The following is a 24,013-nucleotide window of genomic DNA, read 5'->3' on the forward strand; positions in this document are numbered from 1 at the left end:
TGACCTGTGGGGGACACGCGAACCATGCCGACCGAAACGTTGGAGTTCCAGGTAGAGGCCCGTCAGCTGCTCCAGCTGATGATCCACTCGGTCTACTCGAACAAGGACGTCTTCCTGCGGGAGCTCGTCTCCAACGCCTCCGACGCGCTCGACAAACTGCGCCTGGCCGCACTGCGCGACGACAGCCTCGAGGCCGACACGTCCGACCTGCACATCGACATCGAGATCGACGAGGACGCCCGCACGCTCACCGTGCGGGACAACGGCATCGGGATGTCGTACGACGAGGTCGGCAAGCTGATCGGCACCATCGCCAACTCCGGCACGGCCGCCTTCCTCAAGGAGCTGAAGGAGGCGCAGGACGCGGCCGGGGCCGAGGGGCTCATCGGCCAGTTCGGCGTCGGCTTCTACTCCGGCTTCATGGTGGCCGACGAGATGACCCTGGTGACCCGGCGGGCGGGGGAGAGCGGCGGCACCCGCTGGTCGTCGCGCGGCGAGGGGACGTACACCCTGGAGACGGTCGCCGACGCGCCGCAGGGGACCGCCGTCACGCTCCACCTCAAGCCCGCCGACCCCGAGAACAACCTGCACGACTACACCTCCGCCTGGAAGATCAGGGAGATCGTCAAGCGGTACTCCGACTTCATCACCTGGCCGGTCCGGCTGGTGCCCAAGCCGGGCGACGGCGAGGACACGCCCGAGCCCGAGACGCTGAACTCGATGAAGGCCCTGTGGGCGCGCCCGCGCGAGGAGGTCTCCGACGACGAGTACCACGTCCTGTACAAGCACGTCAGCCACGACTGGCGCGACCCCCTGGAGACCGTCCGCCTCCAGGCCGAGGGCACCTTCGAGTACCAGGCCCTGCTGTTCCTGCCGGAGCACGCCCCCGCCGACCTGTTCACCCGGGACTTCCGGCGCGGCCTCCAGCTGTACGTCAAGCGCGTGCTGATCATGGACGACTGCGAGGCGCTGCTGCCGCCCTACCTCCGCTTCGTCAAGGGCGTCGTCGACGCGCAGGACCTCTCGCTCAACGTCTCCCGCGAGATCCTCCAGCAGGACCGGCACATCCGGATGATCCAGCGCCGGCTGACCAAGAAGGTCCTCTCCTCGGTCAAGGAGATGCGGGCCAAGGACCCGGACAAGTACGCCGTGTTCTGGCGGGAGTTCGGCGCCGTGCTGAAGGAGGGCCTGCTCAGCGACCCCGACAACCGGGACGCCCTGCTCGCCGTCGCGTCCTTCGCCAGCACGCGCTCCGAGGACGAGCCGACCACGCTGCAGAGTTACGTGGAGCGGATGAAGGACGGCCAGGACGACATCTACTACATGACCGGCGAGTCCCGGCAGAGTATCGAGAACTCGCCGCACATGGAGGCGTTCCAGGCCCGCGGCATCGAGGTCCTGCTGCTCACTGACCCCGTGGACGAGGTGTGGGTGGACGCCGTCGGCGAGTTCGAGGGCAAGCGGCTGCGGTCCGTCGCCAAGGGCGAGACCGGCCTGGACGCCGTGTCGGACGACCAGGCCGACGACGGCGAGAAGGAGAAGCGGGCCGAGGAGTACGCCGGTCTGCTCGGCTGGATGAAGGAGCAGCTGGCGGAGGACCTGAAGGACGTCCGCCTGTCGACCCGGCTCACCGTCTCCCCGGCCTGCGTCGTCTCCGACACCCACGACCTCACCCCGGCGCTGGAGAACATGTACCGGGCGATGGGCCAGGAGGTCCCGACCACCAAGCGCATCCTCGAACTCAACCCCGGCCACCCGCTCGTGCGGAACCTGAACAAGGCCTACCAGGAACGCGAGGACCGCTCCGGACTCGTCGAGACGGCCGCCTTGCTGCGCGACCTGGCGGTGCTCGCGGAGGGCGGCCAGCCGAAGGAGCCGGCACGGTTCGTGAAGGCGGTGGCGGAGCGGTTGGAGCGGACGCTGTAGCTCCTCCGGGCGGGGTCCCCGGCTTGCGGAGCCTCACGCGGGCGAGCCCGTCCCACACCTCCCGGACGCCGGCCCCGGTGTCCGGGAGGCGGGGCCGTCCGGGTCAGTCGCCCGCGCGCAGGAAGCGCCGCTGGTGCACACGGGCGCGGCGTACTGCGTCGGCGCCGGGCGCCATGAGCCGCCGGTCCCGGCGGACCAGCACCGCCGTACCGCTCGCGACGATCATGACGGCGACGACGAGAGGCGCGAGGAAGAAGACCATCGACTGCTCCTGTGGACCGGGCCGGTGCGGGGTGTGCCGGGGGCCCCGAGTTCCGTTCTTGTAGCCGGTGCCGGGCACTGTTGCCAGCACCCGGCACCGCAATCTCCCCCTGTTTCCGCCGACCACCATCTTCGACCTGGCATGCTCACAGCGCATTGCCGTGTTCCGGCAATCTTGACGGCTCGTTGATGCCGGACGCCGACTCTGCTCTCCGCCGGGATCGCGGTGCCGGGACGGCGAGGGCGGCCTGCGATGATCCCCTGCAGCGACGCTTCAGGCGCCGCGGCACGTCCGTCAGGCATGCCCGGCCGGTGCCGGACATTCGCGGGCGGCGCGTGACGGACATGCGTCAAGAACACAGGAGGAACCGGTGACAGGGCGGGAGATCCCGGACGAGTACGTGGAGGGCTACGACCGGACGGTGGCCGACGCGTCCGCGACGGGACGCCGCCTCACGCGGGACGAACTGGAGGCGCTGCGCACGCGGGGAGAGGCCGCCGCCGAGGCGGGCATCGGGCTGCGGGCGCTCGTCCGCCGGCACCTGTCCGTGACCCGTGAGCGGTGGTCCGCCCTGTCCGCCGCGGACGGGCACGCGGTGCTCGCCGCCGTCGAGCAGGCGATCGACGCCCTGGCCGAGGGGCACGAGAGGGCTCAGCGGCTCGCCGTGCGGCAGGAGGAGGCCATGCGCCGGGAGTTCGTCGACGACCTGCTCTACGGCCGCAGCGACCTGGGCCGCCTGGCCGAACGCGCCGAACGCTTCGGGCTGCTCCTCGCGCGCGCCCACGCCGTCGGCGTCGCCCAGGGCGGGGAGCCGGTGGAGGACACGCACCCGGCCACCCGGCAGGTCGAGAGTGCCGTGACCGGCCGGTTCGGCGAACGGCGCATCCTGCTCACCACGAAGGACGGACGGCTGGTCTGCATCGCCCCCGGGGACCAGGACGACGTCCTGACCTTCTTCGCCGAACAGGCCCTCGCGGCCACCGGGGGCGGCCGGGTCGCCATCGGGCGCGCCCACCCGGGTGCCGGAGGAGTCGTGCACTCCTACGAAGAGGCGCTCAACGCCCTGGAGTTGGCCGACCGGCTGCACCTGCGGGAACCGGTGCTGCGCCATGCCGACCTCCTCGTCTACCCGGTGCTGACCCGTGACCGGCAGGCCATGGTCGACCTCGTCGACAACACCCTCGGCCCGCTGCGCACGGCACGCGGCGGCGCCGGACCGCTCGTCGACACGCTGACCGCCTACTTCGACGCGGGCTGCGTCGCGGCGGAGGCGGCCCGCCGTCTCAACCTGAGCGTGCGCGCCCTCACCTACCGCCTGGCCCGCATCCACAAGCTCACCGGCGCCGACCCGGCCGACCCCGTGCACCGCTACACCCTCCAGACGGCGGTGATCGGCGCCCGGCTCCTGGGCTGGCCGGACGACGACAGGTGACGACCCCGGCACACGCCCGGCGACGACGTGCACGGCGAGCGTCACGAAAGGTGTGGAGGAGTCGCGGGCGGGTACACGCAGCGAGCGGCAGGGGAGTGCGGCGCAACGCCTGGGGAGGTCGGCGCCGCTTCCCCTGCTCCGTGCGCACACGGTGAAGGCGGGGCGGCCTCTCTCACCGGAGGATGCGCGTGACCATCGCGTCGATCAGGGCGTCGAGCCGGTGCTGTGCGAGGAGTTCCGGGACGGTCAGGTCACGACGATCAGCCCCAGCATCGCCAGGTAGAGCATGACCAACCCCGGCGCGGTCGCCGGGCAGGCCGCTGCCCAGGTGGAACGGGAGCCGGGGCGTCCGCTCTCCCGGCGAGCGCCGCGTCGCCCCTGTCATCCGGAGTGGAAGCGCACCTCCGGGTAGCGGGCCGACGGTCCGTCCCACAGGCCTTCGTCGTCACGGCCGCGCAACCAGCGGTCGAAGAAGGCGGCGAGGTAGGCGCGTTCGGCGGTGATCGCGCGCATCGGTGCGATCGTGCCGATGTTCTCGACGACGGTCGTCCGCGGGAGGCCGAGCCGATCGGCGATCTGCGGGATGAGCGCCTCGGCGTCGGTGTACGTCGCGTGTTCCGCGCCACGCAGGGTCAGGCACCGGCGCCAGCCGTGGCTGTTCCGTCACAGCGAATCCCAGGAGGGCACCGTGCCGAGGTCGTTGCCGTCCTTGCCGATCAGCAGGAAAGGGCGGTCGAGGCCGTCGGCCGCGACGGTCGAAAGACCGCCGGGGGTGCTGTCGTCCTGGACGTAGGCGAGAACGCCGTCGAGGTCGGCCGCTGCCGCGATGCGCGGGTCGTCGTGCATCGCCTGCAAGGCGGTGAAGCCGCCTGCCGACTGGCCGAACATGCCGATCCGGTCGAGGTCCAGCGTGCCGCGCAGATCCCGCGGGAGCGCACTCGGCAGTTCGTCGAGGAGGAAGCGGGTGTCGGCCACCCGTACGGCCAATGTCTTCCGCAGGAGCGCCGTGATGCGGTCCTGGTCCGGGTACGCCTTGCCGAACTCGGCCGGCAGGACGGTCTTCTCGACGCGGCCGCGAGGGAACTGAACGGCAGCGGCGTCGTAGGTGTGGTCGAGTGTCACCACGACATGGCCCCGCGATGCGAGGTCGTCGCACAGCGTGCTGCCCAGGGAGCGCGGGTCCCCGGCCCCGGGGGAGTAGCAGACGACCGGGTACGGGCCCCTCTCCCGGTCGGCCGGGGCCCCTTCATGGGCGTGGGTGCGCGTGGCCGCCCAGTCGACCTCGTCGCTCGGCACATCGGTGAAGTTGTTCAAGGCGGCGAATCCGGCGGCCTCCCCGGCCGGCATCTGGGGCGCGTTCGGGTACGCGCCCGTGTCGCGGGCCGGGCAACGGACGCTGACCATGAGTTCCCGGTACGGCTGCGACGTGATCCAGGGATCCGGACGTGAGGCGTCGACGAGGTGCAGGGACACCGTCCCCACGGGGTGCGGCCCGCTGAGTGCGGGCAGCTTCAGCCGTACGAGCCCGGCGAGCCCGCCCCTGCGCGGCGCGGCGGAAGCGGTACGCACGGAGGCGGCGGACAGGGTCACGGCAAGGGCCGACAGCAGGACGGCACGGCGAGTCTGCAAGGTGAGGTCTCCTCGTCCTTACGCGTTCGGTGACTCCCCTCACCTTCGTGGAGCGACTCCGCCGCCACCATCCGGCGGGCCCGCCGACGCGCAGGGGGTCAGCCGTACCCCCTGCCGGGACGCGAGACGTGGCCCGAGGCAGCCAGGCGGTGCCTGACTGCCTCGGGCAGGGGGCGGCCGGCGCCCGGGAGGACCTCGCGGTTACCGGACGACCCGGATGTGGAACGTCTCGGTCTCGGTCGGGGACTGGCCCTGCCGGTGCTTGATGAACTTCAGGTCCACCTCGCCCGCGGTGGGCGCCCGGAAGGAGAAGACACGGACGCCGGGTGATCCGGGGCGGTCGGGGAAGCGGATCGCCGTCTCGTCGAACACCTTCTCCATCTCGACGGACGTCGAGTAGTCCCAGAAGTAGCCCGTGCTGCCGTTCTCCTCGAGCGCCACCGTGATCTGCCCTTCGGGCGGCACGGGGAAGTGCCCGTCGTTGTCCCTCTCGCTCAGCACCAGTGATTCGCGGACTGTCGTGGGTGCGGCCATGTTGCTCACCTCGTCGTTCGCGCTGTGTGTTTTCCCCCGAGCGGATGTCCCCGGGTGTGCCACCCGGCGTTGCTCCCACCATGCGCGCACCCGCCCCTCCGGCCGCAACGGAAGATACGCCGAAAGGGTGTATCGCGACTGTGTTGTGAGTACCGCGGGCGGCGGCGTCGGAAGGCCCGGTCAGCCGTCCAGGGCGACGCCCGCGCCGCCGAGTGCGGGCACCGTGATCTCGTGCCGTCCGACGGCTGGTCCGGAGCGCCTCGTGAGCCCGGACCCCGCCGAAGCCCTCGCCCTCTTCGCCCAAGTCCAGCCATCCTGACCGCCGAACGCGAGAACCGACGGCTCGCCTTCTTTGCCCGGCGGCGGTTTGACGGCGTGTTGCCGGGAAACACGTCCGGCGAACCGACAGCAAGGAGACATTCTGCTATGGGCATTATCGCGTGGATAGTCATCGGCCTGCTCGCGGGCGCCATCGCCAAGGCGCTCATGCCGGGCAAGGACCCGGGCGGAATCATCATCACCATGCTCATCGGTATCGCCGGAGGGCTGCTCGGCGGATTCCTCGGCAAGGTGATCTTCGGCGTCGACTCGATCGACGGCTTCTTCGACCTGTCGACCTGGATCGCGGCCATCGTCGGCTCCGTCATCCTGCTCGCGCTGTACCGGCTGTTCACCGGCCGCGGGCACGGTCGCGGACGTCATCACGTCCACGCGTAACAGGTGTGGGCCGCCGGGTCGGCCCGGCTGAACGCACAACAGGAGAAGGCGCATTCGACGAGCGCCCCCGCCCGACGGACGGGGGCGCTCGTGCCGCTCCCGCTCAGACGCGGAAGAGCGTACCGATGTACTCCGTCAGCAGCCGCTCCTTCAGCCGCGACGGCAGTGCGTCCAGCAGCATCAGCACCGGTGCCGTCCGTGACGGCAGTCCCCGCCCGCCGCCCAGGCCCGCGAACGCCAGGACGCCCGCCACCTCTTCGGGGGTGAGCGCGTCGGGGTCGAGCGTGGCGGCGAGTTCCGCCAGCGCCGGGTCGACGGTCACCGGTTCACTCGCGCGCGCCGCCGCGACCGACTCGGCCAGATCCGCGAGCAGGGTCTCGACCTGGTCGCCCGTCGCCGGGGTCAGCGTCAGGTGCAGGTTCGGGGGCAGGCCGTCGTGGGAGAGCTGCGGCTGGAGGTACCAGCCGCGTTCGCGCATCTCGTCGGCCACCCGCAGCGTCCGCCCCAGATCGCCGGCGCCGTCGGCGCCGGTCACCGTGAACGCGACCAGGCTGCCCGCCGGTTCGCCCAGCACCCGGACCCCGTCCGTGGCACGCAGTCCGGCCAGCACCAGGTCGGCCGCCCGCGCCACCTGCCGGGCCAGCTCGGTGTAGCCGTCGTGGCCGAGGTGGTGCAGGACCGCCCACGCCTGGGCCAGCAGCCCGCCCGACTTGGTGCCCTGCACGGTCGGATTCACCACCGGGTAGCCGGGCCAGTCCGCGTGCGCGAAGTACTGGTGGCGCCGCAGCTCGGCGTCCCGGTACAGGACCACGGACGCCCCTTTGTCGGCGTAACCGTACTTGTGCAGGTCCACCGAGACCGAGGTCACTCCGGGCACCGAGAGACCGAACGGTTCGACCGTACGGCCCATGCGGGACAGGAACGGCAGGAACCAGCCGCCGATGCACGCGTCGACGTGGCACAGCACGCCCCGCGCCGCGGCGGCCGCCGCGATCTCGGTCACCGGATCCATCACCCCGTGCGCGTACGACGGCGCCGACGCGACCACCAGGACGGTACGGTCGGTCAACGCGTCCGCGACGGCCGCCGCGTCGGCACGGAACGTCACCGGATCGACGGGCACCACCACCGTCTCCAGGCCCAGATAATGGGCGGCCTTGTGAAAGGCCGCGTGCGCGGTGGACGGCAGCACCAGCTGAGGCCGGGTCACCCCGCGGACGGCACGCGCGTGATCGCGGGCCGTCTTCACGGCCAGCAGGATGGACTCGGTGCCGCCGCTGGTGAAACTGCCCTGCGCGCCCGGCGCCCCCAGCACCGAGTTCACCGCGCCGACCACGTCGTTCTCCAGCCGGGCCACGCTCGGAAAGACCGTGGGGTCAAGGCCGTTGACCGTGGCGAAGACGCCGTACGCGGCGGCGGCCAGCTCGTCGGCCTCCGGCAGCCCGGCGTCGTAGACGTAGGCGAACGTCCGGCCGCCCCGGGTCGGGGCGTCGCCCGCGCGCAGTTCGCGCAGCTCGGCCAGCAGCGCCTCGGCCGGACGGCCGGCGGGCAGCGCGGAGGCGGTCTGCGCCGGGGTCCGCCCGGGCGGCTGCTCGGTGGTCTGCTCGGTGGTCTGCCCAGCGGTCGGCGCGGCGGGCTGCGGGGCGGTCTGCGGGGCGGTCCGCGCGGCGGGATCGGCTGCGGGCTCAGGGGGCACGGCGTCTCTCTTCCTGGGTGCGGGCGGGGTCGGGGCTGAGTGACTCCGTGACGGCGGCGACGGCCGCGGGGCCCGCGGACGGCGTGGCGTCGCCCGGCTCGCCCCGAGGCACCTCGCGGGCGAGCCGGGCGGACTCCTGCCCGTAGCGGCGCAACAGCCAGAGCGCGGCCAGGGAGAGCAGCGCCGGCAGCAGGCTCATCCCGGAGGCGATGCCGGTGAGGGCCGCGGCGGGCTGCGCCACCTCCTCGTCGGCGTCGGAGGAACGGAACCCCGTGGCCGCCAGGACGAGAGCGAACACCGCGGGTCCGGTGGCCATCGCGAGCGTCTCCGCCGCCGTCCACACTCCGGTGAACGTCGCCGCACGGCGCCGCCCGGTCCGCACGGCGTCCGCCGACTGCGTCTGCGCCAGCAGCGTCAACGGCAGCAGCTGGAGACCCGCGTAGGCCACCCCCACCAGGGCCACGGCCACGTACCCGACGGCGAGGTGCGTGTACCGCGTCGCGAACAGCAGCACGGCGGCGGCGGTGAACAGCACCGAGGCGCACCACTGGGCGTAGTCGGCGCCCCGGGCGCGGGCGAGCCGGTTCCACAGCGGCGTCACCAGGATCAGCGGGCCGATCATGCAGGCGAACAACGGCGTGACGGCGCTCGCCGAGCCGAGGACGTAGGTGGCGAAGTACTGGGCCCCGGCGAGCATCACGCCCACCGCGAGCGCCTGGACCGTCCACATCCCGGCCAGGGCCGCGAAGGCGCGGTTGTCCCGGGCCGCCGCGAGCTGCGCGCGCAGCGACCCCTCCGCCGCGCTGCGCGCGACGACCGGCGCGTGCCGGGTGGCGCGCCAGGCCCCGAGCATCCCCGCCGCCAGGAAACCGGCGACCAGCCCGCCCATCGCCCGGTAGCCGGCCGGGGTGTCCCCGTCGGCGTGGGCGACGGCGGGCGCCAGCGCCCCGGACAGCAGGATGGCCACGCCGAGGAAGCCGACCCGCCAGCCCAGCACGCGGCCGCGTTCGCCGGGATCCTCCGTCATCTCGGCCGGCATCGTCACGTACGGCACCTGGAACACGGCGTACGCGGTCGCCGCGAGCAGGAACAGCACGGACACGTACCCGGCGGCGACCGTGCCGTGCAGCGGGGGAGCGGCGAAGATCAGCGCGAACAGCGGCGGCAGGGTCAGGGCGCCCGCCAGCAGGAAGGGACGGCGCGAGCCGCTGTGGGCGCGGCTGCGGTCGGCGGCGGCGCCGACCAGCGGGTTGATCAGGACGTCCCACGCCTTGGGCAGGAAGACCGCGGCCCCGGCGACCGCCGCCGGCACGGCCAGCACGTCGGTCAGGTAGTACAGCAGGATCAGTCCGGGGACGGTGCCGAAGGCGCCGGTGGCCAGGGAGCCCAGGCCGTACCCGATCCGCACGGTGCGCGGCAGCGCCGTCCCGGCGCCGGCGGGCGAGTGGCTCCCGGCGCCGGACCGCGCCGCGGGACGGCCCGGACCGCGCGGGTCGGGGGCGGGGCTCTGCTGCATCGGCATCCAGGACGGTCGTCGTGGCGGGCGTGGGGTCGCGCAGAGCATGGGGCAGCGGAAGCGCGCTCGGCAAGAGCCGGGCCGCCCCTTTCACCGGCGGGTGCGGCCCAGCTGCGCCATGATCTCGGCCAGTTGTCCGCGCGCCCACTCGTACGGCCCGGGGTCGGTGTGGCCCCGGTAGACGGTCTCGATCACCATGACGAGCATCAGGTGCAGGCAGTACAGGCGGCGGCGCACGTTCTCGGTCTCGGTCAGCGGGGGATGCCCGTAGCCGCGCATGAAGTGTGTGGGGTCGCCGAAGCCGGCCAGCTGGGTGCCGGCGAACCCGACCTCGATGAGCGGGTCGCCGAAGAAGGCCCGCTCATGGTCGATGAGGCAGGCGATCCTCCCGTCGCGGACCATGACGTTGCCGTCCCACAGGTCCCACTCCACCAGCCGCGGCTCGCTCACCTCGTCCAGGCTCGCGGCGTGCTCGGCCAGCACCTCGCGCACGGTGTCGTAGTCCCAGCCCAGATCGACCCGGCGGCGTTCGCCGTCAGCCAGCACGTCCTCGACGATGCCGGTGAACACCCGGCGCCAGGAGGCGTCCCCCGGGCCGGCCAGCGGTCCGAACGCCGTACCGCGGACGGAGTTGATCTCACGGTTGGCCGCGCCCACCTGCTCCTTGTAGGCGGCCAGTTCCCCGGCCGCCAGTTCCGGGCCGACGACAGCGAGGTTGTCGCCGTCGACGAACGGCATGAAGAACCAGTCCGCGCCGCACAGTTCGCGGCTCAGGTCGGCGAAGTCGACGCGGGGGACCGGCACGGACGTGTGCTCGGCGAGCAGGTCCAGCATCGCCAGCTCGATCCCCATCGCGCCGCGCTCGTAGGTCAGCACCTCCACCTCGGGCGGAGGCGCGATCTTCAGGACGGCCTGGTAGCCGTCCCGCAGCCGTACGCGGTAGGCGACGTTGAACAAGCCGTGGCCCAGCTCGCTCACCCACCCCTCGCCCACGGGCGTACGGTCCGGGCCGTAGGCCCGTTCGACCATGGCCCGCAGGACCTCCGGCGACTGCCGGTTCTTCGTGATGCTCTCCACGCCCACTCCCCGCCTCCACACCCGACACCGCCCGGCCACTGCCCCCCGGGCTCACACGCCTGCCGGGCGACGGTTCGCCCGGCAGCGCGGAAAACGAAATCACGATCTTCCCCGGTTCGGCCAGTGCTCGTCGGGTCGGTGTCCTTCAGCCCAAGGGGCCCGCCCGCTCAGGGGGTTGGTCTTCGCGGGTCGCGAGGCGGGGCACGCGCGGACCGGTTCATCGCCGCCACGCGCGCGAAGGCCGGGATCAGCGTCCTGACGGCCGGGGATGTGCGGAGCCGGCCGACACCCGCTCCTCGATGGCGCGTCGGACGCGGACGGTGAGTGCGTCCAGCCGCTCGGAGGCCGTCGCGCGCGGCGCGGCCGGCGCCCGGACGCGGCGGGCCGCCGACGGCAGTTCACCCAGGTCCGCAGCGAATCTGCGCCGGCTCTCGTCGAGCGTGGACCGGTGGCCGGTGCGTCGCCCGTCCCGCATCACCGTCTCCAGCAGCGGTCTGCCGTCGTCGGGTGGCCGCTCGTCGGCCAGAGCGATCACGTCGGTGTACCCGGGGCGGCGGAACACCTGCTTCGGGGCCGGTGCCGTCACCTTGGCCGAGGAGAGCTTCATCACCGGCCGGCCGTCGTACTCCACCATCTTGTAGGCGGAGTCCAGGAAGGGCGCGTCGGCCGAGACCCCGACACGGGTGCCGACGGCGTAGACGTCGATCGGCGCGCCGCGGCGGACCAGGTCGTCCACGGCGTACTCGTCGAGGCCGCCGCTGGCGGTGATCCGTACGTCGGGCAGGCCCTCGCCGTCGAGGACGGCCCGTGCGCACACCGCCAGCGCCCCGAGGTCGCCGCTGTCCAGTCGTACGGCCGAGCCCGGGCCGCGGTCCAGGTCCCGCAGGACGCGCGCCGCGACGCGCACGCCCTCCTCGGTGTCGTAGGTGTCCACCAGGAAGGTCACCGGACCGGGGTGGCAGCGTGCGAAGGCGCGGAATGCGTCCTCCTCCGTGGCGAACGCCTCCACGAAGGAGTGCGCCATGGTGCCGACCGCGGGCATGCCCACGGCGGTCGCCGCGGCCACGTTGCTCGTCCCGGCGAAGCCGACCAGCCCGCCGAGACGGGCCGCCTGGAACCCGGACTGCGGCCCGTGGGTGCGCCGCAGCGAGAAGTCCACGACCGGATGCCCGGCCGCGGCGAGCACGCAGCGCGCGGCCTTCGAGGCGATCGTGGTCTGGTGGCTGAGCTGGTTGAGCACGTACGTCTCGGCCAGTTGCGCCTGCGGAAGCGGCGCCGTCACCTCCAGCAGGGGCTCTCCGGCGAGCACGATCCGCCCCTCCGGCACCGCCCGCACGCTGCCGGTGAACTCCAGGCCGAGCAGCGGCTCCAGATCCCGTGGCGGCCGGTGCAGCGCGGAGGCGAAGGCGTCGACGTCCTCGGGGCCGACCCGCAGGCCGGACAGGTAGTCCAGGGCCGACTCCAGCCCCGCGGCGACCAGGAAGCCCCGTTCGGGAGGCAGCTCGCGGACGAAGAGGCTGAAGGTCGCCGGGCCGGTCATGCCCTCCCGCAGATAGGACATGGCCATCGTCACTTCGTACAGGTCGGTGGTGGTCGCATCGGACATGGTCGGCACCTCCTCGGCCTTCGCCCGGCCGCGCCGTCCGTCACCGGCTGAAGCACGCGGACCACAGGGGCTCCACCAGATCTCTCTCGGCGTCCCCGCGCGCATGCCTTCTCGGTCTCTTCCGGCGTCCCCGCACGCGTGCCTTCTCCGGTCCGGCACCACAGGAGCAGGCCCGCCCACCGAAGCCGGCCTCCGGCCGTTCCCCGACCGCTCTGTCCCACCATCGAACGGCGGAGCGGGCCGGTACAGGGCCGAAGGTCCCCGCGGGGGCCGGCGTCCGGCCTCGCCGGGCCGGACGCCGGCCCGGCCCCGTGACCGATCCCTCCGGCCGAGGTGCAGCCGGGGCCGGGCTCGGCGACTCTGGAGACCGGGGGCAGTGGCGGGAGGAGCGCCCATGCACTGGGAAACGATCCACAAGGACACCGCACCGGTCGTCGCTCCCCGTCTCACCGACTACGACCGGACACGCTCCGCGTTCACCTGGTCGCAGGCGCGCACCGCACTGGCCGGGCTGCCCGGCGGCGGCCTCAACATGGCCCACGAGGCGGTCGACCGGCACGCGGGCTCGGACCTGGCGGACAAGGCCGCGCTGCGGTGCGTCGCCCGGGACGACTCCGTCACGACCGTCACCTACGCGGAACTGGCCCGCCGTACGGCCCGCTTCGCGAACGTCCTGCGCTCCCTCGGCATCGGCCACGGGGACCGGGTGTTCACCCTGCTCGGCCGCTGCCCCGAGCTCTACACCGCGGTGCTGGGCACCCTGAAGAACACCAGCGTGCTGTGCCCGCTCTTCTCCGCCTTCGGCCCCGACCCGGTGGAACAGCGCCTCAGGCTCGGTGACGCGCGGGTCCTGGTCACCACCGCGGCCCTCTACCGGCGCAAGGTCGCCGAGCGCCGGGCATCGCTCCCCCGGCTCGAGCACGTCCTGATCACCGGCCCCGGCGCGGAGGACCTGCCCGGCGCCACGTCCTTCGACGACGTGCTGTCCGCCGCCCCGGACACCTTCACCGTCCCGCCGACCTCGCCCGACGACATGGCCCTGCTGCACTTCACGAGCGGCACCACCGGCACCCCCAAGGGCGCGGTCCACGTCCACGAGGCCGTCGTAGCCCACTACGCCACCGCCGCGTACGCGCTCGATCTGCGCCCCGAGGACGTGTACTGGTGCACCGCCGACCCCGGCTGGGTCACCGGCATGTCGTACGGGATCATCGCCCCGCTCGCCCACGGCGTGACGGTGGTCGTGGACGAGGGAGACTACGACGCCCGGCGCTGGTACCGGATCCTCGGCCAGGAACGGGTCACCGTCTGGTACACGGCCCCCACCGCGCTGCGCATGCTGATGCGCGCCACCCCCCGCCAGGGCCCGTACGACCTGCCGCGCTCCTACGACCTGTCGGCCCTGCGCTTCATCGCCTCCGTCGGCGAGCCGCTCAACCCGGAGGCCGTCGTGTGGGGCCGCGACGTGCTGGGCCTGCCGGTGCACGACAACTGGTGGCAGACGGAGACCGGCTGCATCATGATCGCGAACTACGCGGCGTGCGAGATACGGCCCGGCTCGATGGGACGGCCGCTGCCCGGCGTAGACGCGACCGTGCTGGAGCAGGGAGAGGACGGCCGGGCGCTGGTCGTCGACGGCAGGGTCAGGCAGGTGCGCAGCCCGGACGTCGAGGGCGAGCTGGCGCTGCGTCCGGGCTGGCCGTCGATGTTCCGCGGCTACCTGCACGACAAGGAGCGCTACGACGCCGCGTTCGCCGACGGCTGGTACCTGACCGGTGACCTGGTGCGCCGGGACGCGGACGGGTGGTACTGGTTCGTGGGGCGGGCCGACGACGTCATCAAGTCGGCGGGGCACCTGATCGGCCCGTTCGAGGTGGAGAGCGCGCTGATGGAACACCCGTCGGTGGCCGAGGCCGGGGTGATCGGACGGCCGGACCCGGTCGCCGGGAACGTCGTCAAGGCGTTCGTGTCGCTGTGCCCCGGTGTCGAGCCGACCCCGGACCTGGAGCGGGACCTGCTCGCCTTCGGCCGCCGCAAGCTGGGCCCCGCGGTGGCTCCCCGGGAGATCGCGTTCGACCAGAACCTGCCCAAGACCCGCAGCGGGAAGGTGATGCGCCGTCTGCTGCGGGCCCGGGAACTCGGGCTGCCCACCGGCGACCTGTCGACCTTGGAGGCACCCTCATGAGTGTGGCCCGCACCCGTACGCGGACGGACCCGGCACACCCGAAGCCCGCCGCGCAATCCGGCGCGTCCGCCGCGAAATCCGCCGGGAAAACCGCTGAGAAGTCCGCCGCGGACGCCGGGAAGTCCGCCGCGGACAAGGAGAAGACGAGCACCGAGCACCGCAGGGACCTGCTGGAGGCGATGCTGCGCATCCGGCGCTTCGAGGAACGCTGCGTGGAGCTCTACAGCGCCGCGAAGATCCGCGGTTTCGTCCACCTCTACATCGGTGAGGAGGCCGTGGCCGTCGGCGTCAACGAGGCGCTGACCCCCGAGGACGCGGTCGTCTCCACCTACCGGGAACACGGTCACGCCCTCGCCCGCGGTATCACCGCCGAGGCCCTCATGGCGGAGATGTACGGCCGGACGACCGGCTGCAGCGGCGGCCGGGGCGGATCGATGCACCTGTTCGACGCGAGCCGCCGCTTCTACGGCGGCAGCGCGATCGTCGCCGGCGGGCTTCCGCTCGCCGCGGGACTCGCGCTCGCCGACCGCATGCGGGGACGGGCCCACGTCACCTGCTGCTTCTTCGGCGACGGCGCCTTCGCCGAGGGCGCGTTCCACGAGACGGCGAACCTGGCGGCCCTGTGGAAGCTGCCGCTGCTGCTCGTCTGCGAGAACAACCTCTACGCCATGGGCACCGCGCTGGCCCGGGAGCACGCGCAGACCGACCTGGCGATGCGCGCCGCCTCCTACGGCATGCCCGCCTGGGCCGTGAACGGCATGGACGTCGAGGCCGTCGAGCAGGCCGCCCGCCGGGCCGTGGAGGGCATCCGGGCCGGCACCGGGCCGCACTTCCTGGAGCTGCGCACCTACCGCTTCCGCGCCCACTCGATGTACGACCCGGACCGCTACCGCGCCAAGGCGGAGGTCGAGCGGTGGAAGGAGCGGGACCCGATCGGCCTGCTCACGGACCGCATGCGGGAGAGCGGTGAGCCGGCCGGTGAGCCCGGCGACGAGGAACTCGCCCGGATGGAACAGCGGATCGCCGCCGAGATCGACGACGCCGTGGAAGCGGCCGAACAAGCACCCGAGGAACCGGTGGAGAACCTGCTCCGCCACGTCACCAGCGCCCCGGCGGGGACGGCGGGCTGACCATGGATGCCGGCGGAACGCGGGAGGCGAAGACGACCTATCGGGAGGCGCTGCGCGAGGCGCTCCGGGAGGCCCTGCGCACCGACGACCGGGTCTTCCTCATGGGCGAGGACGTGGGGCGGTACGGCGGTTGCTTCGGCGTCAGCCTCGGCCTGCTGGAGGAGTTCGGGCCCGAACGCGTCCGCGACACCCCGCTGTCGGAGGCCGCTTTCGTGGGCGCCGGCATCGGCGCCGCGCTGGCCGGGATGCGGCCCATCGTCGAGATCATGACCGTCAACTTCAGCCTGCTCGCCCTCGACCAGATCCTCAACAACGCCGCCACCCTGCTGCACATGTCGGGCGGCCAGTTGCCCGTGCCCCTGGTCATCCGCATGACCACGGGCGCCGGACGGCAGCTCGCCGCACAGCACTCGCACAGCCTGGAGGGCTGGTACGCGCACATCCCCGGCATCCGCGTCCTCGCCCCCGCCACCCTGGAGGACGCCCGCCACATGCTGGCCCCGGCGCTCGCCGACCCCGACCCCGTACTGATCTTCGAACACGGCAGCCTCTACAACGCCTCCGGCGAACTCCTCCCGCCCACCGCCCCGGTCGACCTCGACCATGCCGCCGTCCGCCGCCCCGGCACCGACGTCTCCCTGATCACCTACGGCGGTTCACTGCCCAAGACCCTCGCGGCGGCGGACGAACTGGCCGCCGAGGGCGTCAGCGCCGAAGTGATCGACCTGCGCACGCTCCGCCCCCTCGACGACGCGGCCCTCACCGCTTCGGTGGCCCGTACCCACCGTGCGGTGGTCGTCGACGAGGCGTGGCGGACGGGAAGCCTCGCCGCCGAGGTGTCGGCCCGCATCGCGGAAACGGCGTTCTACGAACTGGACGCGCCCGTCGAGCGGGTGTGCAGCGCCGAGGTGCCCATGCCGTACGCCCGGCGGCTGGAGGAGGCCGCCCTGCCGCAGACCGCCGACATCGTCGCGGCGGCCCACCGGACGGTGGACTGATCATGGCCGAGTTCACCATGCCCTCCCTCGGCGCGGACATGGACGAGGGCACGCTCCTGGAATGGCTGGTGTCACCCGGCGACCCGGTCCACCGGGGCGACCCGGTCGCGGTCGTCGAGACCGCCAAGTCGACCATCGAGGTGGAGTGCTTCGAGACCGGGACCATGACGGAAGTGCTCGTCGAGCCCGGCACGACGGTGCCGGTGGGCACACCGCTCGCGCTGATCGGGCCGACGGCGGAGAAGGCCGCGGAACCGGAGGGAGCGGGACGGCCGCACAAGCCCGGACGGCCGCACAAGCCCGGGAAACCGGCGAAGGCCGGGAAACGCCAGGCCCCGGCGGAAGCCGGGACGGCGGAGGAGCGGCGACCGGCCCGTCACGCGCCGAAGAAGGCCGCGCCCGCTGAGCCCGCCGTGCCTCCGTCCCCGCCACCGGGGTCCGCCGCGCCGGTTCCGGTGCCGATGCCGGAACCGATGCCGGTTCCGCCCGCCGATCGGCTGCCCGGCCACTTCGAGGCCGGCCCCCTGGTCCGGCATCTCGCGGAACACGGCGACGTCGACCTGGAGACCCTGCACGGCTCCGGCCCGGGAGGGCGCGTCACCCGGACCGACGTCGAGCGGGCGGCGGCCGCCCGGGCCGCTCCCGGGCCACCGCGCGTCCGGGCCACCCCGTTCGCCCGGCGGCTCGCCGCCGAACTGGGCGTCGACCTGGCCACGGTGACGGGGACGGGCAGCGGGTCCGCCGTGCGGGCCGCGGACGTACGCCGAGCGGCCCCCGGCCCGGCGGCCCCCGCCCCGGCAGTCACGGCCCCGGTGGGCGCCGAGACCGTACGCCCTGCCGCGCGGCCTGCCGAAGAGCGGGCGGCGGGCATGCGCCGGGCGATCGCCGTCCTGATGAGCCGCGCCAACCGGGACATCCCCCACTACTACCTCTCCACGACCGTGGACCTGGCCGCCGCGATGGACTGGCTGCGCGAGCGCAACCGGCGCCGCCCGGTCGGCGAACGGCTGCTCCCCGCGGCTCTGCTGCTCAAGGCGGCGGCCCTGGCGGCCCGGGAGGTGCCCGAGCTCAACGGCTTCTGGACCGACGACCACTTCACCCCGGGCGAGGACGTCCACCTCGGCGTGGCCGTGTCCCTGCGCGGCGGCGGACTCGTGGCCCCCGCGCTGCACCACGCCGACACCCTGGCACTCCCGGAGCTGATGACCGCACTGAGGGACCTGGTCGCCCGGGCCCGTACCGGCCGGCTGCGCGGTTCCGAGGTGTCCGACGCCACGATCACCGTCACCAACCTCGGCGATCAGGGCGTCGAGACGGTCTTCGGCGTGATCTACCCGCCGCAGGTGGCCCTGGTCGGCTTCGGGCGGGTGGTCGACCGGCCGTGCGCCGTCGACGGGCTGCTGGGGGTGCGGCCCGTGGTCACGGTGACCCTCTCGGCCGACCACCGCGCGACGGACGGTGCCATCGGCGCCCACTACCTCACGTCGGTCACCCACCTCCTGCAGAACCCGGAGCAGCTGTGACATGAACCGAACCGATGCACTGGACATGGTCAGGGAATCGATCTCCCGCGTCATCCCCGGCGCCGACGTCGCCGCCCTGGGCCCCGACGACGCGTTCCGCGAGGTGCTGGAGATGGACTCGCTGGACTTCCTGAATTTCGTCGAGGTCCTCAGCGAGCGGTCCGGCGTGCGCATCGAGGACGAGGACACGCCGCGGCTCAGCACACTGTCCGGCAGCGCCGACTTCCTCGTCGCCCACACGGAGTGACGGGCGGCGCCGGACAGGCCCTAAGAGCGCTGCGTGTGGGGAACGGTGATGACCGGGCAGCGCGCGTGGTGCAGTACGCCGTGGCTGACGGAGCCCAGCAGCATGCCGGTGAAGCCGCCGTGCCCCCGGGTGCCCACGACCAGGCCGAGGGCGTGCTCGGCCGCCTTGGCCAGGACCTGCACCGGGTGGCCGTGCACGACCTCGTGGCGCAGTTCCACCTCGGGATGGGCGGCGGTGCGCCCGGCCACCGTCTCCGACAGCAGCCGGCGGCACTCCTCGACGGCCGCGTCCTCGTCCAGCACGCCGAGCCGGGGCGGGTGCCACACGTACAGGGCCCGCAGGACGGCGCCGCGCAGCGCGGCCTCCTCGAAGGCGAGGTCGACGGCGGCCGCGGACTGCGGGCTGCCGTCCACTCCGACCACGAAGTACGGCGGCTGCTGAGTGACGTGCTCCGCCTCGGGCACGACCACCACGGGGCAGGGGGCCTGGGAGATGAGCGGCAGGGCGACCGCGGTGGAGGCGAACAGCTCGTGAAGAGCGCTCAGGTGCCAGGAACCGAGCACGACCATGGTGGCGTGCTGGGCCTGCTCGCGCAGCACCCACGCGGGATGTCCCTCCGCCAGCAGCCCGGTCACCCGTAGTTGCGGATGCCGGGACTCGGCGAAGGCCACCGCCTCGTGCAGCGCGCGATCCCCCGTCGCGTGCAGGGCCGTGTTCCACTCTTCCCAGGACGGCAGCCCGCCGGCCGGCCGGTACCCGGGGGTCGGCACGTTCTGCGCGAGGACCAGCAGCAGGGGCAGGTGCCGTCGGGCCGCCTCGTCGGCGGCCCAGGCGAGCGCGACGCGTCTGCCGGGATCGGGGTCGAGGCCGGCCACGATCGGTTCACGTCCTGGTGCGTGCGTCATTCGGACTCCCGGTGGTCCGGCGCTCCGGGGCGGCTACAGGCCCTGGGAGAGCAGGAGTTCGTGGGCGAACCGGGCGCCGCGTGCGGCATCCTCGGGCGCCGCTTCCTCGGAGGGCACGTTCTCCAGGCCACGGGCGAGTACCCGTACGGCCTCGGCCAGGGTCGCGACCTGTGCTTCCAGTCGGCTCAGCCGGGCTTCCGGTCCGAGCGGGGCGTTGGGTTCTCCGGGCTGGTGCTGAGTCATTCGCTCTTCCTTTCGAGGTGGTGACGGACCGGGCCGCCGCTCGGCGGGGGCGATCACGGCCGGCCAGCCACGCGTGCCGGCCTCTCCCGGTCGCGGCGAGGTGCCGCTCGACGGCGGGCGACCCTCGTCGCTCAGCCCGTGCGTGCGCGGGGTGCGGGCAGGCACCGCCGCTCCGGCCGCCCCGGCAGCGCATGCCCTGCCGGTCACCGCTCATAGCCAGTAAACAACGGTCGGCCGATGCCCGCAGCGAACGGGACCGCCTCCCGGACGGGGTTCAGCTGCGCAGGCCGCGCGCGGGAAGGATGACCCGCGCCGACGACTTCAGTGTCTCCTCGTCGTTGGCGAAGGCCGCCAGGGCCTGGTAGTCACCCGGTTCCCCGCCGGCCCACGGGCGCGTGGTGAAGACCAGACAGGCGACCCCCTGCTCCTCGGCCGCGGTCAGCCACCCCTCCGGCGGGACGAACTGCACGGTGATGTGCGGCATGGTGAAGACGGCGGACCCGGGCACCACGAGCAGGCTGACCGGCAGGTCCGATCGCCGGGTCGCGTCGAAGACGTCGCCGCCCACGGTGAGCCCGGCGCTCAGCAGAAGCTGCTCGACGGCTGCCGACGAGTGCTCGCGGTCCCCGAGAGAACAGGCGAGGAGGTAGGGCAGGTCCCCTCGGTCGGTGGGCCGGTTCCAGGCCATGATGACGATCTTGCCGAGATCTGAGGTGCGCAGGGACGGCGTCTCACGCGGGATTGTGGTCACGGCGGGAATCTATCGACGCGCCGGCTCCGCCCGGCCCGGCTCTCACCCCAATGGCCGACCCCCGCGCGGCCGGGTCACACGAACGAGAGGTCGACGCCGTTGACGGACCCGCTGACGGACCCGCTGACGGGCGTGCCTCGCCACATACTCGTCGAGAGGCTGCGACACGCCCCAGGCGCGGTGCATCACGCGTGTGCCTGATCGGCACGTACGCCCTCGCGCGGGCGGCGTCACCGCCCGCGCCCAGGCCCTCCAGGCCCTCCAGGCCCTCCAGGCACTCCAAGCACTGACGAGCCGCGGCCGGGTCGCCGGCCGGCCTGCACGGTCGCAAGGGCGGCATCGGAACCCAGGACCACCGGAGCCGCCGCTCGACCACCCGCACGGGTGGCGGTCGGCGCCGGCGCGTCCCCCGCCTGGCCCCGCGAGCGGCCCGGAGATGCCCGCTGGGGGTATGTACCTCCCCGACGTCGACGACGCTCGCCACCCAGGAGCAACTCAGGAGTCCTGTCATGCCGACCCCCCGCACCGGACACCCAGGTGCCGCGACCCGCCGCAGAACCCGTATCCGGCCCGCGCTGAGCGGCGCCGTCTGCCTGCTCGCCCTCGCCGGCGCCGCGCTGAGCACGGCCCCGCGATCCACCGCCGCCCCCCGCACCGACACACCCGGCACCGGCACACCCGGCACCGGCACCGGCAGACCCGCCCGCACACCAGGCACCGACGCGTCCCGGCAGTCATGGCGGGTGGACCTGTCGGCGCTCGGCGCCGACGGCTTCAACGTCCGCTACAGCGGCGGCGCGCTGGGCGTGAGCGACCGTTCCCTCAGTCCCGCGTCGCTGGGCCGGGACCGCGGATACGCCTCCGCCGTACTGCGGGCGCACCATCTCGACCGGCCGGTGAACCGGGTGACGGTGGACCTGGACGCCGCCGTGCCGGCCGGCGCGAGCGTGGTGGTCGACGTCCGCGGCCGGGACGCCGACGGCGTCTGGTCCGAATGGCGGCAGGCGACCGCGGGCACCCCGGCCCGACTGCCCCGCCCGGTCGGCGACGTGCAGGCCCGGCTGACGCTGTGGAGCGACAAGGCCGGTGCCGCGCCCGTCGTCCGCCGCCTGACGCTGACCGGGGACGACACCGGCGCCTCGCCCGCCGAGCCCGCGGCCTCCGCCTTCTCGGCCCGCGTCTACGCCACCCGCGAGGGACTGGTCGGCCGCACCACCGCCAACGGACACGTCATCACCAGCGACGACCACTTCGTCGCCCTGCCCTCACGGCGCGCCCTGTCGCCCAAGGGCAGCGGCCAGTACTCGGTGCAGGTGTGCGGGCCGGCGCGCTGCGAGACGGCGCCCGTGTGGGACGTCGGCCCCTGGAACACGCACGACGACCACTGGAACCCCTCCACGCAGCGCGAGCAGTGGAGCGACCTCCCCCGCGGCCTGCCCGAGGCGCAGGCGGCGCACCAGGACGGCTACAACGACGGAGAGGACGAGTTCGGCCGCCAGGTCGTCAACCCGGCCGGCATCGACCTGGCCGACGGCACCTTCTACAACGTCGGCCTGAACGACAACGGCTGGGTGACCGTCACCTACCTGTGGACCGAGGACGGCGGCACCAAGTCCTTCCCGGCCTGGGGCACGGACGTCCCGATCCCGGAGGCCACGTCGCTCACCCCGGCCGCTCTGCCCCGTACCTGCGCGGTCCTGCCCGCGTGTCACAGACCGGCGGGCCGTGTCGTCCAGGAGAGGAAGGCAGAGACGTTCACCTCGGGAAGGCGATGATCACGCGGGTCTTCGTGGCAGGCGGGACCGGGGTCCTGGGGCGGCGGCTGGTGCCGCAGCTCCTGGTACGAGGCCACCGGGTGACGGCCACCACCACGACCGCGGACAGGCTGGGCCTGCTGCGGGGGCTGGGCGCGGACGCGGTGGTGATGGACGGGCTGGACGCGGCGTCGGTGGGGAAGGCGGTGGCCGACGCCCGGCCGGAGGTGATCGTGCACCAGATGACCGCGATCTCCCGGACGCACGCCGGAAAGCCCGACGTCAAGCACCCGGACCGGTGGTTCGCCCTCACCAACCGGCTGCGCAGGGAGGGCACCGACCACCTGCCGGCAGCGGCCGGGGCGACCGGGGTGTCCCACGTCGTCGCGCAGGGCTGCGCGCCCTGGAACGGCAACCGTGAGGGCGGGTGGGCGAAGGCCGAGGAGGACCCGCTGGACGTGCTGGAGGGCACGGCGGCCCAGGCCGGCCTGGAGACGCTGCGGTACGCCGAGGAAGCGGTCCTGCGAGCCGGCGGCGCGTTCCTGCGCTACGGCGCGTTCCACGGTCCGGGCGGCGTCGACGACCAGGTCGAACTGCTCCGCAAGCGGCAGTAACCGCTCATCGGGCGGGGCACCGGCTACAGCTCGTGGCTGCCCCACCTGGCGGCGTGCGCGGGGGCGTAGCGGCCGATGCGGGTCCCGGTGCGGCTGGCCCGGCTGCTGGCCGGCGACCAGGAGGTGGTGATGATGACCGAGGGCCGCGGCTTCTCCAAGGCCAAGGCCAAGCGCGAACTCGGCCGGCAGCCGCGTCATCCGTCGTGGCGGACGGGCTTCGAGGCGGAGCCGGCCCGGCCTGCGGCGCCGGCCTGACGGGCGGGCCTCGGGAACCGTGAGCCCGCCCGACGAGGACCTCAGGGCCGTGCCGCTCCGGCGCGCAGGCCGTCCATGACGAGGTCGAGGAGGCGGGCGGCGCGTGGCCGCCAGTCCTCGGAGGGGGTGATCTGCCACAGCCCGGCGATGGCCAGGAGGAAGTCGTCCGACGTCACGCCGGGGCGGATGGTGCCGGCTTCCTCGTTGGCGCGCAGAAGGAGCTCGGCTGCCTCGGTGACGGGGGTGGGAGCCGGTTTGGCGGGGCCTCCCGGGGTGCTGGTGGCGAGGCGGATCGCGTCGGCCAGGCCGGCCTTGGCCATGGCGAATTCGGCCAGCCGGTCCATCCAGGTGCGCAGCGCCTGCTGCGGCGGCAGCGCCTGGAGCAGCGGGGCCGCGCTGTCGGCGACCTGCCGCATCTCGTGGCGGTAGAGCTCCAGGACGAGGGTCTCGCGGTTGGGGAAGTTGCGGTAGAACGTCCCCTGTCCGACGCCGGCCTTCCTGGCGATCGCGCTGAGGGGTACGTCCGGGCGTCGCGTCAGTTCGGCCAGGGCGACATCGAGGATGCGCTCGCGGTTGCGCTGCGCGTCCGAGCGCAGGGGTGCGTCCTTGTGGTGCTGCACTCGTCACTCCTAGGGCCTGTCCGGCGGATCATGCCGCAGACGCGGGCTGCAAGGCGCCGTTGGTTCCCTCCGGCCTGATCCGCCGGACAGGCCCTGGCGGGCCCGTGACCCAACCCGGTCCTTGCTAACCGGACAGCTGTCCGTTACGTTTCTGTCGAGCGGACGGTTGTCCGGTTGGGCTCACCATAGCCGTGGCCGCGACCGTACGGCAGTCCGCGCGCACCGCCGCGCACCGGTGCGCATCACCCGCGGCGGAGACCAACTTCAGCTTCAGCGCCCCATCGCACCCACGACGCACCTCCCGGCAGCCACCGCGACCCGCCGCCGGTCCCGTCCGGCCCGACTGCGCGCACGTCACCCCGCGTCACCCGAGTCGTCACGCAGTCACCACAC

The 24,013-nt window shown here is 73.3% G+C and carries 23 protein-coding genes; 11 read left to right on the forward strand and 12 right to left on the reverse strand.

Features of this window, described 5'->3' with window-relative positions; genetic code table 11:
- The first annotated feature begins 24 nt into the window (after positions 1-24).
- Entirely contained in the window at positions 25-1,926 is a 1,902-nt protein-coding gene (gene htpG, locus AB0G63_RS31290) for a molecular chaperone HtpG (protein WP_360757114.1), read from the forward strand.
- 103 nt (positions 1,927-2,029) lie between these two features.
- Here htpG and AB0G63_RS31295 read toward each other — a convergent pair whose 3' ends face one another.
- A complete protein-coding gene (locus tag AB0G63_RS31295; RefSeq protein WP_360757117.1) occupies positions 2,030-2,278 on the reverse strand; it encodes a hypothetical protein in 249 nt (82 codons plus the stop codon).
- Between the two features lie 280 nt (positions 2,279-2,558).
- Here AB0G63_RS31295 and AB0G63_RS31300 point away from each other — a divergent pair, with 280 nt between their 5' ends.
- Entirely contained in the window at positions 2,559-3,620 is a 1,062-nt protein-coding gene (locus AB0G63_RS31300; RefSeq protein ID WP_360757119.1) for a helix-turn-helix domain-containing protein, read from the forward strand.
- A gap of 381 nt (positions 3,621-4,001) precedes the next feature.
- Here the strand turns inward: AB0G63_RS31300 and AB0G63_RS31305 are convergent, their stop codons facing one another.
- The 3 genes from AB0G63_RS31305 to AB0G63_RS31315 form a co-directional block, all read right to left on the reverse strand.
- Complete coding sequence (locus AB0G63_RS31305) at positions 4,002-4,133, reverse strand: hypothetical protein (RefSeq protein ID WP_360757122.1); 132 nt, start codon at positions 4,131-4,133, stop codon at positions 4,002-4,004.
- A 150-nt stretch (positions 4,134-4,283) separates the two neighbouring features.
- Entirely contained in the window at positions 4,284-5,249 is a 966-nt protein-coding gene (locus tag AB0G63_RS31310; RefSeq protein ID WP_360757124.1) for a hydrolase, read from the reverse strand.
- Between the two features lie 201 nt (positions 5,250-5,450).
- Positions 5,451-5,783 carry a protease inhibitor I42 family protein gene (locus AB0G63_RS31315; RefSeq protein WP_360757126.1) on the reverse strand — a complete coding sequence of 111 codons (333 nt, stop codon included), beginning with the start codon at positions 5,781-5,783 and terminating at the stop codon, positions 5,451-5,453.
- Between the two features lie 426 nt (positions 5,784-6,209).
- Between AB0G63_RS31315 and AB0G63_RS31320 the strand changes: the two genes are divergently transcribed.
- Positions 6,210-6,500, forward strand: coding sequence for a GlsB/YeaQ/YmgE family stress response membrane protein (locus AB0G63_RS31320; RefSeq protein WP_324789514.1), 291 nt, complete (start codon positions 6,210-6,212; stop codon positions 6,498-6,500).
- A gap of 103 nt (positions 6,501-6,603) precedes the next feature.
- Here AB0G63_RS31320 and AB0G63_RS31325 read toward each other — a convergent pair whose 3' ends face one another.
- The 4 genes from AB0G63_RS31325 to AB0G63_RS31340 all read right to left on the reverse strand — a co-directional run bounded on the left by AB0G63_RS31325 (position 6,604) and on the right by AB0G63_RS31340 (position 12,395).
- Positions 6,604-8,052, reverse strand: coding sequence for an aminotransferase class V-fold PLP-dependent enzyme (locus AB0G63_RS31325; protein ID WP_360757196.1), 1,449 nt, complete (start codon positions 8,050-8,052; stop codon positions 6,604-6,606).
- A 133-nt stretch (positions 8,053-8,185) separates the two neighbouring features.
- Complete coding sequence (locus AB0G63_RS31330) at positions 8,186-9,712, reverse strand: MFS transporter (RefSeq protein ID WP_360757130.1); 1,527 nt, start codon at positions 9,710-9,712, stop codon at positions 8,186-8,188.
- Positions 9,713-9,802: 90 nt separating this feature from the next.
- Positions 9,803-10,789: an aminoglycoside phosphotransferase family protein gene (locus AB0G63_RS31335; RefSeq protein ID WP_360757132.1), complete on the reverse strand. Its 987-nt coding sequence runs from the start codon at positions 10,787-10,789 to the stop codon at positions 9,803-9,805.
- A gap of 247 nt (positions 10,790-11,036) precedes the next feature.
- Positions 11,037-12,395, reverse strand: coding sequence for a nicotinate phosphoribosyltransferase (locus AB0G63_RS31340; RefSeq protein WP_360757135.1), 1,359 nt, complete (start codon positions 12,393-12,395; stop codon positions 11,037-11,039).
- Positions 12,396-12,789: 394 nt separating this feature from the next.
- Between AB0G63_RS31340 and acsA the strand changes: the two genes are divergently transcribed.
- From acsA to AB0G63_RS31365, 5 genes are read left to right on the forward strand one after another with little or no spacing between them, the layout of a single operon-like run.
- The gene (acsA, locus tag AB0G63_RS31345; protein ID WP_360757138.1) at positions 12,790-14,580 is read left to right on the forward strand and encodes an acetate--CoA ligase; all 1,791 of its coding nucleotides are present in this window, start codon (positions 12,790-12,792) and stop codon (positions 14,578-14,580) included.
- Entirely contained in the window at positions 14,577-15,710 is a 1,134-nt protein-coding gene (gene pdhA, locus AB0G63_RS31350; RefSeq protein WP_360757141.1) for a pyruvate dehydrogenase (acetyl-transferring) E1 component subunit alpha, read from the forward strand. The genes acsA and pdhA overlap by 4 nt, the downstream gene beginning before the upstream one ends.
- Positions 15,711-15,712: 2 nt before the next feature.
- Positions 15,713-16,708, forward strand: a complete 996-nt coding sequence (locus AB0G63_RS31355) for an alpha-ketoacid dehydrogenase subunit beta (protein ID WP_360757144.1) — start codon at positions 15,713-15,715, stop codon at positions 16,706-16,708.
- A gap of 2 nt (positions 16,709-16,710) precedes the next feature.
- Positions 16,711-18,231, forward strand: a complete 1,521-nt coding sequence (locus AB0G63_RS31360) for a 2-oxo acid dehydrogenase subunit E2 (RefSeq protein ID WP_360757146.1) — start codon at positions 16,711-16,713, stop codon at positions 18,229-18,231.
- 1 nt (position 18,232) lies between these two features.
- Positions 18,233-18,478 (forward strand): phosphopantetheine-binding protein, encoded by a 246-nt coding sequence (locus tag AB0G63_RS31365; RefSeq protein ID WP_360757148.1) that lies wholly within the window; start codon positions 18,233-18,235, stop codon positions 18,476-18,478.
- Between the two features lie 20 nt (positions 18,479-18,498).
- On the opposite strand, the gene AB0G63_RS31370 is transcribed toward AB0G63_RS31365, so the two are convergent.
- From AB0G63_RS31370 to AB0G63_RS31380, 3 genes are all read right to left on the reverse strand, one after another.
- Positions 18,499-19,383, reverse strand: a complete 885-nt coding sequence (locus tag AB0G63_RS31370; RefSeq protein ID WP_360757151.1) for a universal stress protein — start codon at positions 19,381-19,383, stop codon at positions 18,499-18,501.
- Between the two features lie 33 nt (positions 19,384-19,416).
- Positions 19,417-19,626, reverse strand: a complete 210-nt coding sequence (locus AB0G63_RS31375) for a hypothetical protein (RefSeq protein WP_360757154.1) — start codon at positions 19,624-19,626, stop codon at positions 19,417-19,419.
- Positions 19,627-19,900: 274 nt separating this feature from the next.
- Positions 19,901-20,377, reverse strand: a complete 477-nt coding sequence (locus AB0G63_RS31380) for a DUF5949 family protein (RefSeq protein ID WP_360757157.1) — start codon at positions 20,375-20,377, stop codon at positions 19,901-19,903.
- Positions 20,378-20,886: 509 nt separating this feature from the next.
- Between AB0G63_RS31380 and AB0G63_RS31385 the strand changes: the two genes are divergently transcribed.
- From AB0G63_RS31385 to AB0G63_RS31395, 3 genes are all read left to right on the forward strand, one after another.
- A complete protein-coding gene (locus AB0G63_RS31385; protein WP_360757160.1) occupies positions 20,887-22,152 on the forward strand; it encodes a hypothetical protein in 1,266 nt (421 codons plus the stop codon).
- Positions 22,149-22,745, forward strand: coding sequence for an NAD(P)H-binding protein (locus tag AB0G63_RS31390; protein WP_360757163.1), 597 nt, complete (start codon positions 22,149-22,151; stop codon positions 22,743-22,745). Before AB0G63_RS31385 ends, AB0G63_RS31390 begins: the two co-directional genes overlap by 4 nt.
- A gap of 75 nt (positions 22,746-22,820) precedes the next feature.
- On the forward strand, positions 22,821-23,000 hold the full coding sequence (locus AB0G63_RS31395) for a hypothetical protein (protein ID WP_360757165.1): 180 nt from the start codon (positions 22,821-22,823) through the stop codon (positions 22,998-23,000).
- A gap of 41 nt (positions 23,001-23,041) precedes the next feature.
- Here the strand turns inward: AB0G63_RS31395 and AB0G63_RS31400 are convergent, their stop codons facing one another.
- Positions 23,042-23,620, reverse strand: a complete 579-nt coding sequence (locus AB0G63_RS31400) for a TetR/AcrR family transcriptional regulator (protein WP_360757167.1) — start codon at positions 23,618-23,620, stop codon at positions 23,042-23,044.
- Between the last annotated feature and the right edge of the window lie 393 nt (positions 23,621-24,013).

The organism is Streptomyces sp. NPDC020996, from assembly GCF_040641355.1.
Lineage (GTDB): Bacteria > Actinomycetota > Actinomycetes > Streptomycetales > Streptomycetaceae > Streptomyces.

What these genes read in the sequence shown, in the direction of transcription:
- htpG (WP_360757114.1), top strand. Translation starts at nt 25, where the DNA reads ATGCCGACCGAAACGTTGGAGTTCCAGGTAGAGGCCCGTCAGCTGCTC.
- AB0G63_RS31305 (WP_360757122.1), bottom strand. Translation starts at nt 4,133, where the DNA reads ATGCGCGCGATCACCGCCGAACGCGCCTACCTCGCCGCCTTCTTCGAC.
- AB0G63_RS31315 (WP_360757126.1), bottom strand. Translation starts at nt 5,783, where the DNA reads ATGGCCGCACCCACGACAGTCCGCGAATCACTGGTGCTGAGCGAGAGG.
- AB0G63_RS31320 (WP_324789514.1), top strand. Translation starts at nt 6,210, where the DNA reads ATGGGCATTATCGCGTGGATAGTCATCGGCCTGCTCGCGGGCGCCATC.
- AB0G63_RS31330 (WP_360757130.1), bottom strand. Translation starts at nt 9,712, where the DNA reads ATGCAGCAGAGCCCCGCCCCCGACCCGCGCGGTCCGGGCCGTCCCGCG.
- AB0G63_RS31340 (WP_360757135.1), bottom strand. Translation starts at nt 12,395, where the DNA reads ATGTCCGATGCGACCACCACCGACCTGTACGAAGTGACGATGGCCATG.
- acsA (WP_360757138.1), top strand. Translation starts at nt 12,790, where the DNA reads ATGCACTGGGAAACGATCCACAAGGACACCGCACCGGTCGTCGCTCCC.
- pdhA (WP_360757141.1), top strand. Translation starts at nt 14,577, where the DNA reads ATGAGTGTGGCCCGCACCCGTACGCGGACGGACCCGGCACACCCGAAG.
- AB0G63_RS31355 (WP_360757144.1), top strand. Translation starts at nt 15,713, where the DNA reads ATGGATGCCGGCGGAACGCGGGAGGCGAAGACGACCTATCGGGAGGCG.
- AB0G63_RS31360 (WP_360757146.1), top strand. Translation starts at nt 16,711, where the DNA reads ATGGCCGAGTTCACCATGCCCTCCCTCGGCGCGGACATGGACGAGGGC.
- AB0G63_RS31365 (WP_360757148.1), top strand. Translation starts at nt 18,233, where the DNA reads ATGAACCGAACCGATGCACTGGACATGGTCAGGGAATCGATCTCCCGC.
- AB0G63_RS31370 (WP_360757151.1), bottom strand. Translation starts at nt 19,383, where the DNA reads ATGACGCACGCACCAGGACGTGAACCGATCGTGGCCGGCCTCGACCCC.
- AB0G63_RS31375 (WP_360757154.1), bottom strand. Translation starts at nt 19,626, where the DNA reads ATGACTCAGCACCAGCCCGGAGAACCCAACGCCCCGCTCGGACCGGAA.
- AB0G63_RS31385 (WP_360757160.1), top strand. Translation starts at nt 20,887, where the DNA reads ATGCCGACCCCCCGCACCGGACACCCAGGTGCCGCGACCCGCCGCAGA.
- AB0G63_RS31390 (WP_360757163.1), top strand. Translation starts at nt 22,149, where the DNA reads ATGATCACGCGGGTCTTCGTGGCAGGCGGGACCGGGGTCCTGGGGCGG.
- AB0G63_RS31395 (WP_360757165.1), top strand. Translation starts at nt 22,821, where the DNA reads ATGCGGGTCCCGGTGCGGCTGGCCCGGCTGCTGGCCGGCGACCAGGAG.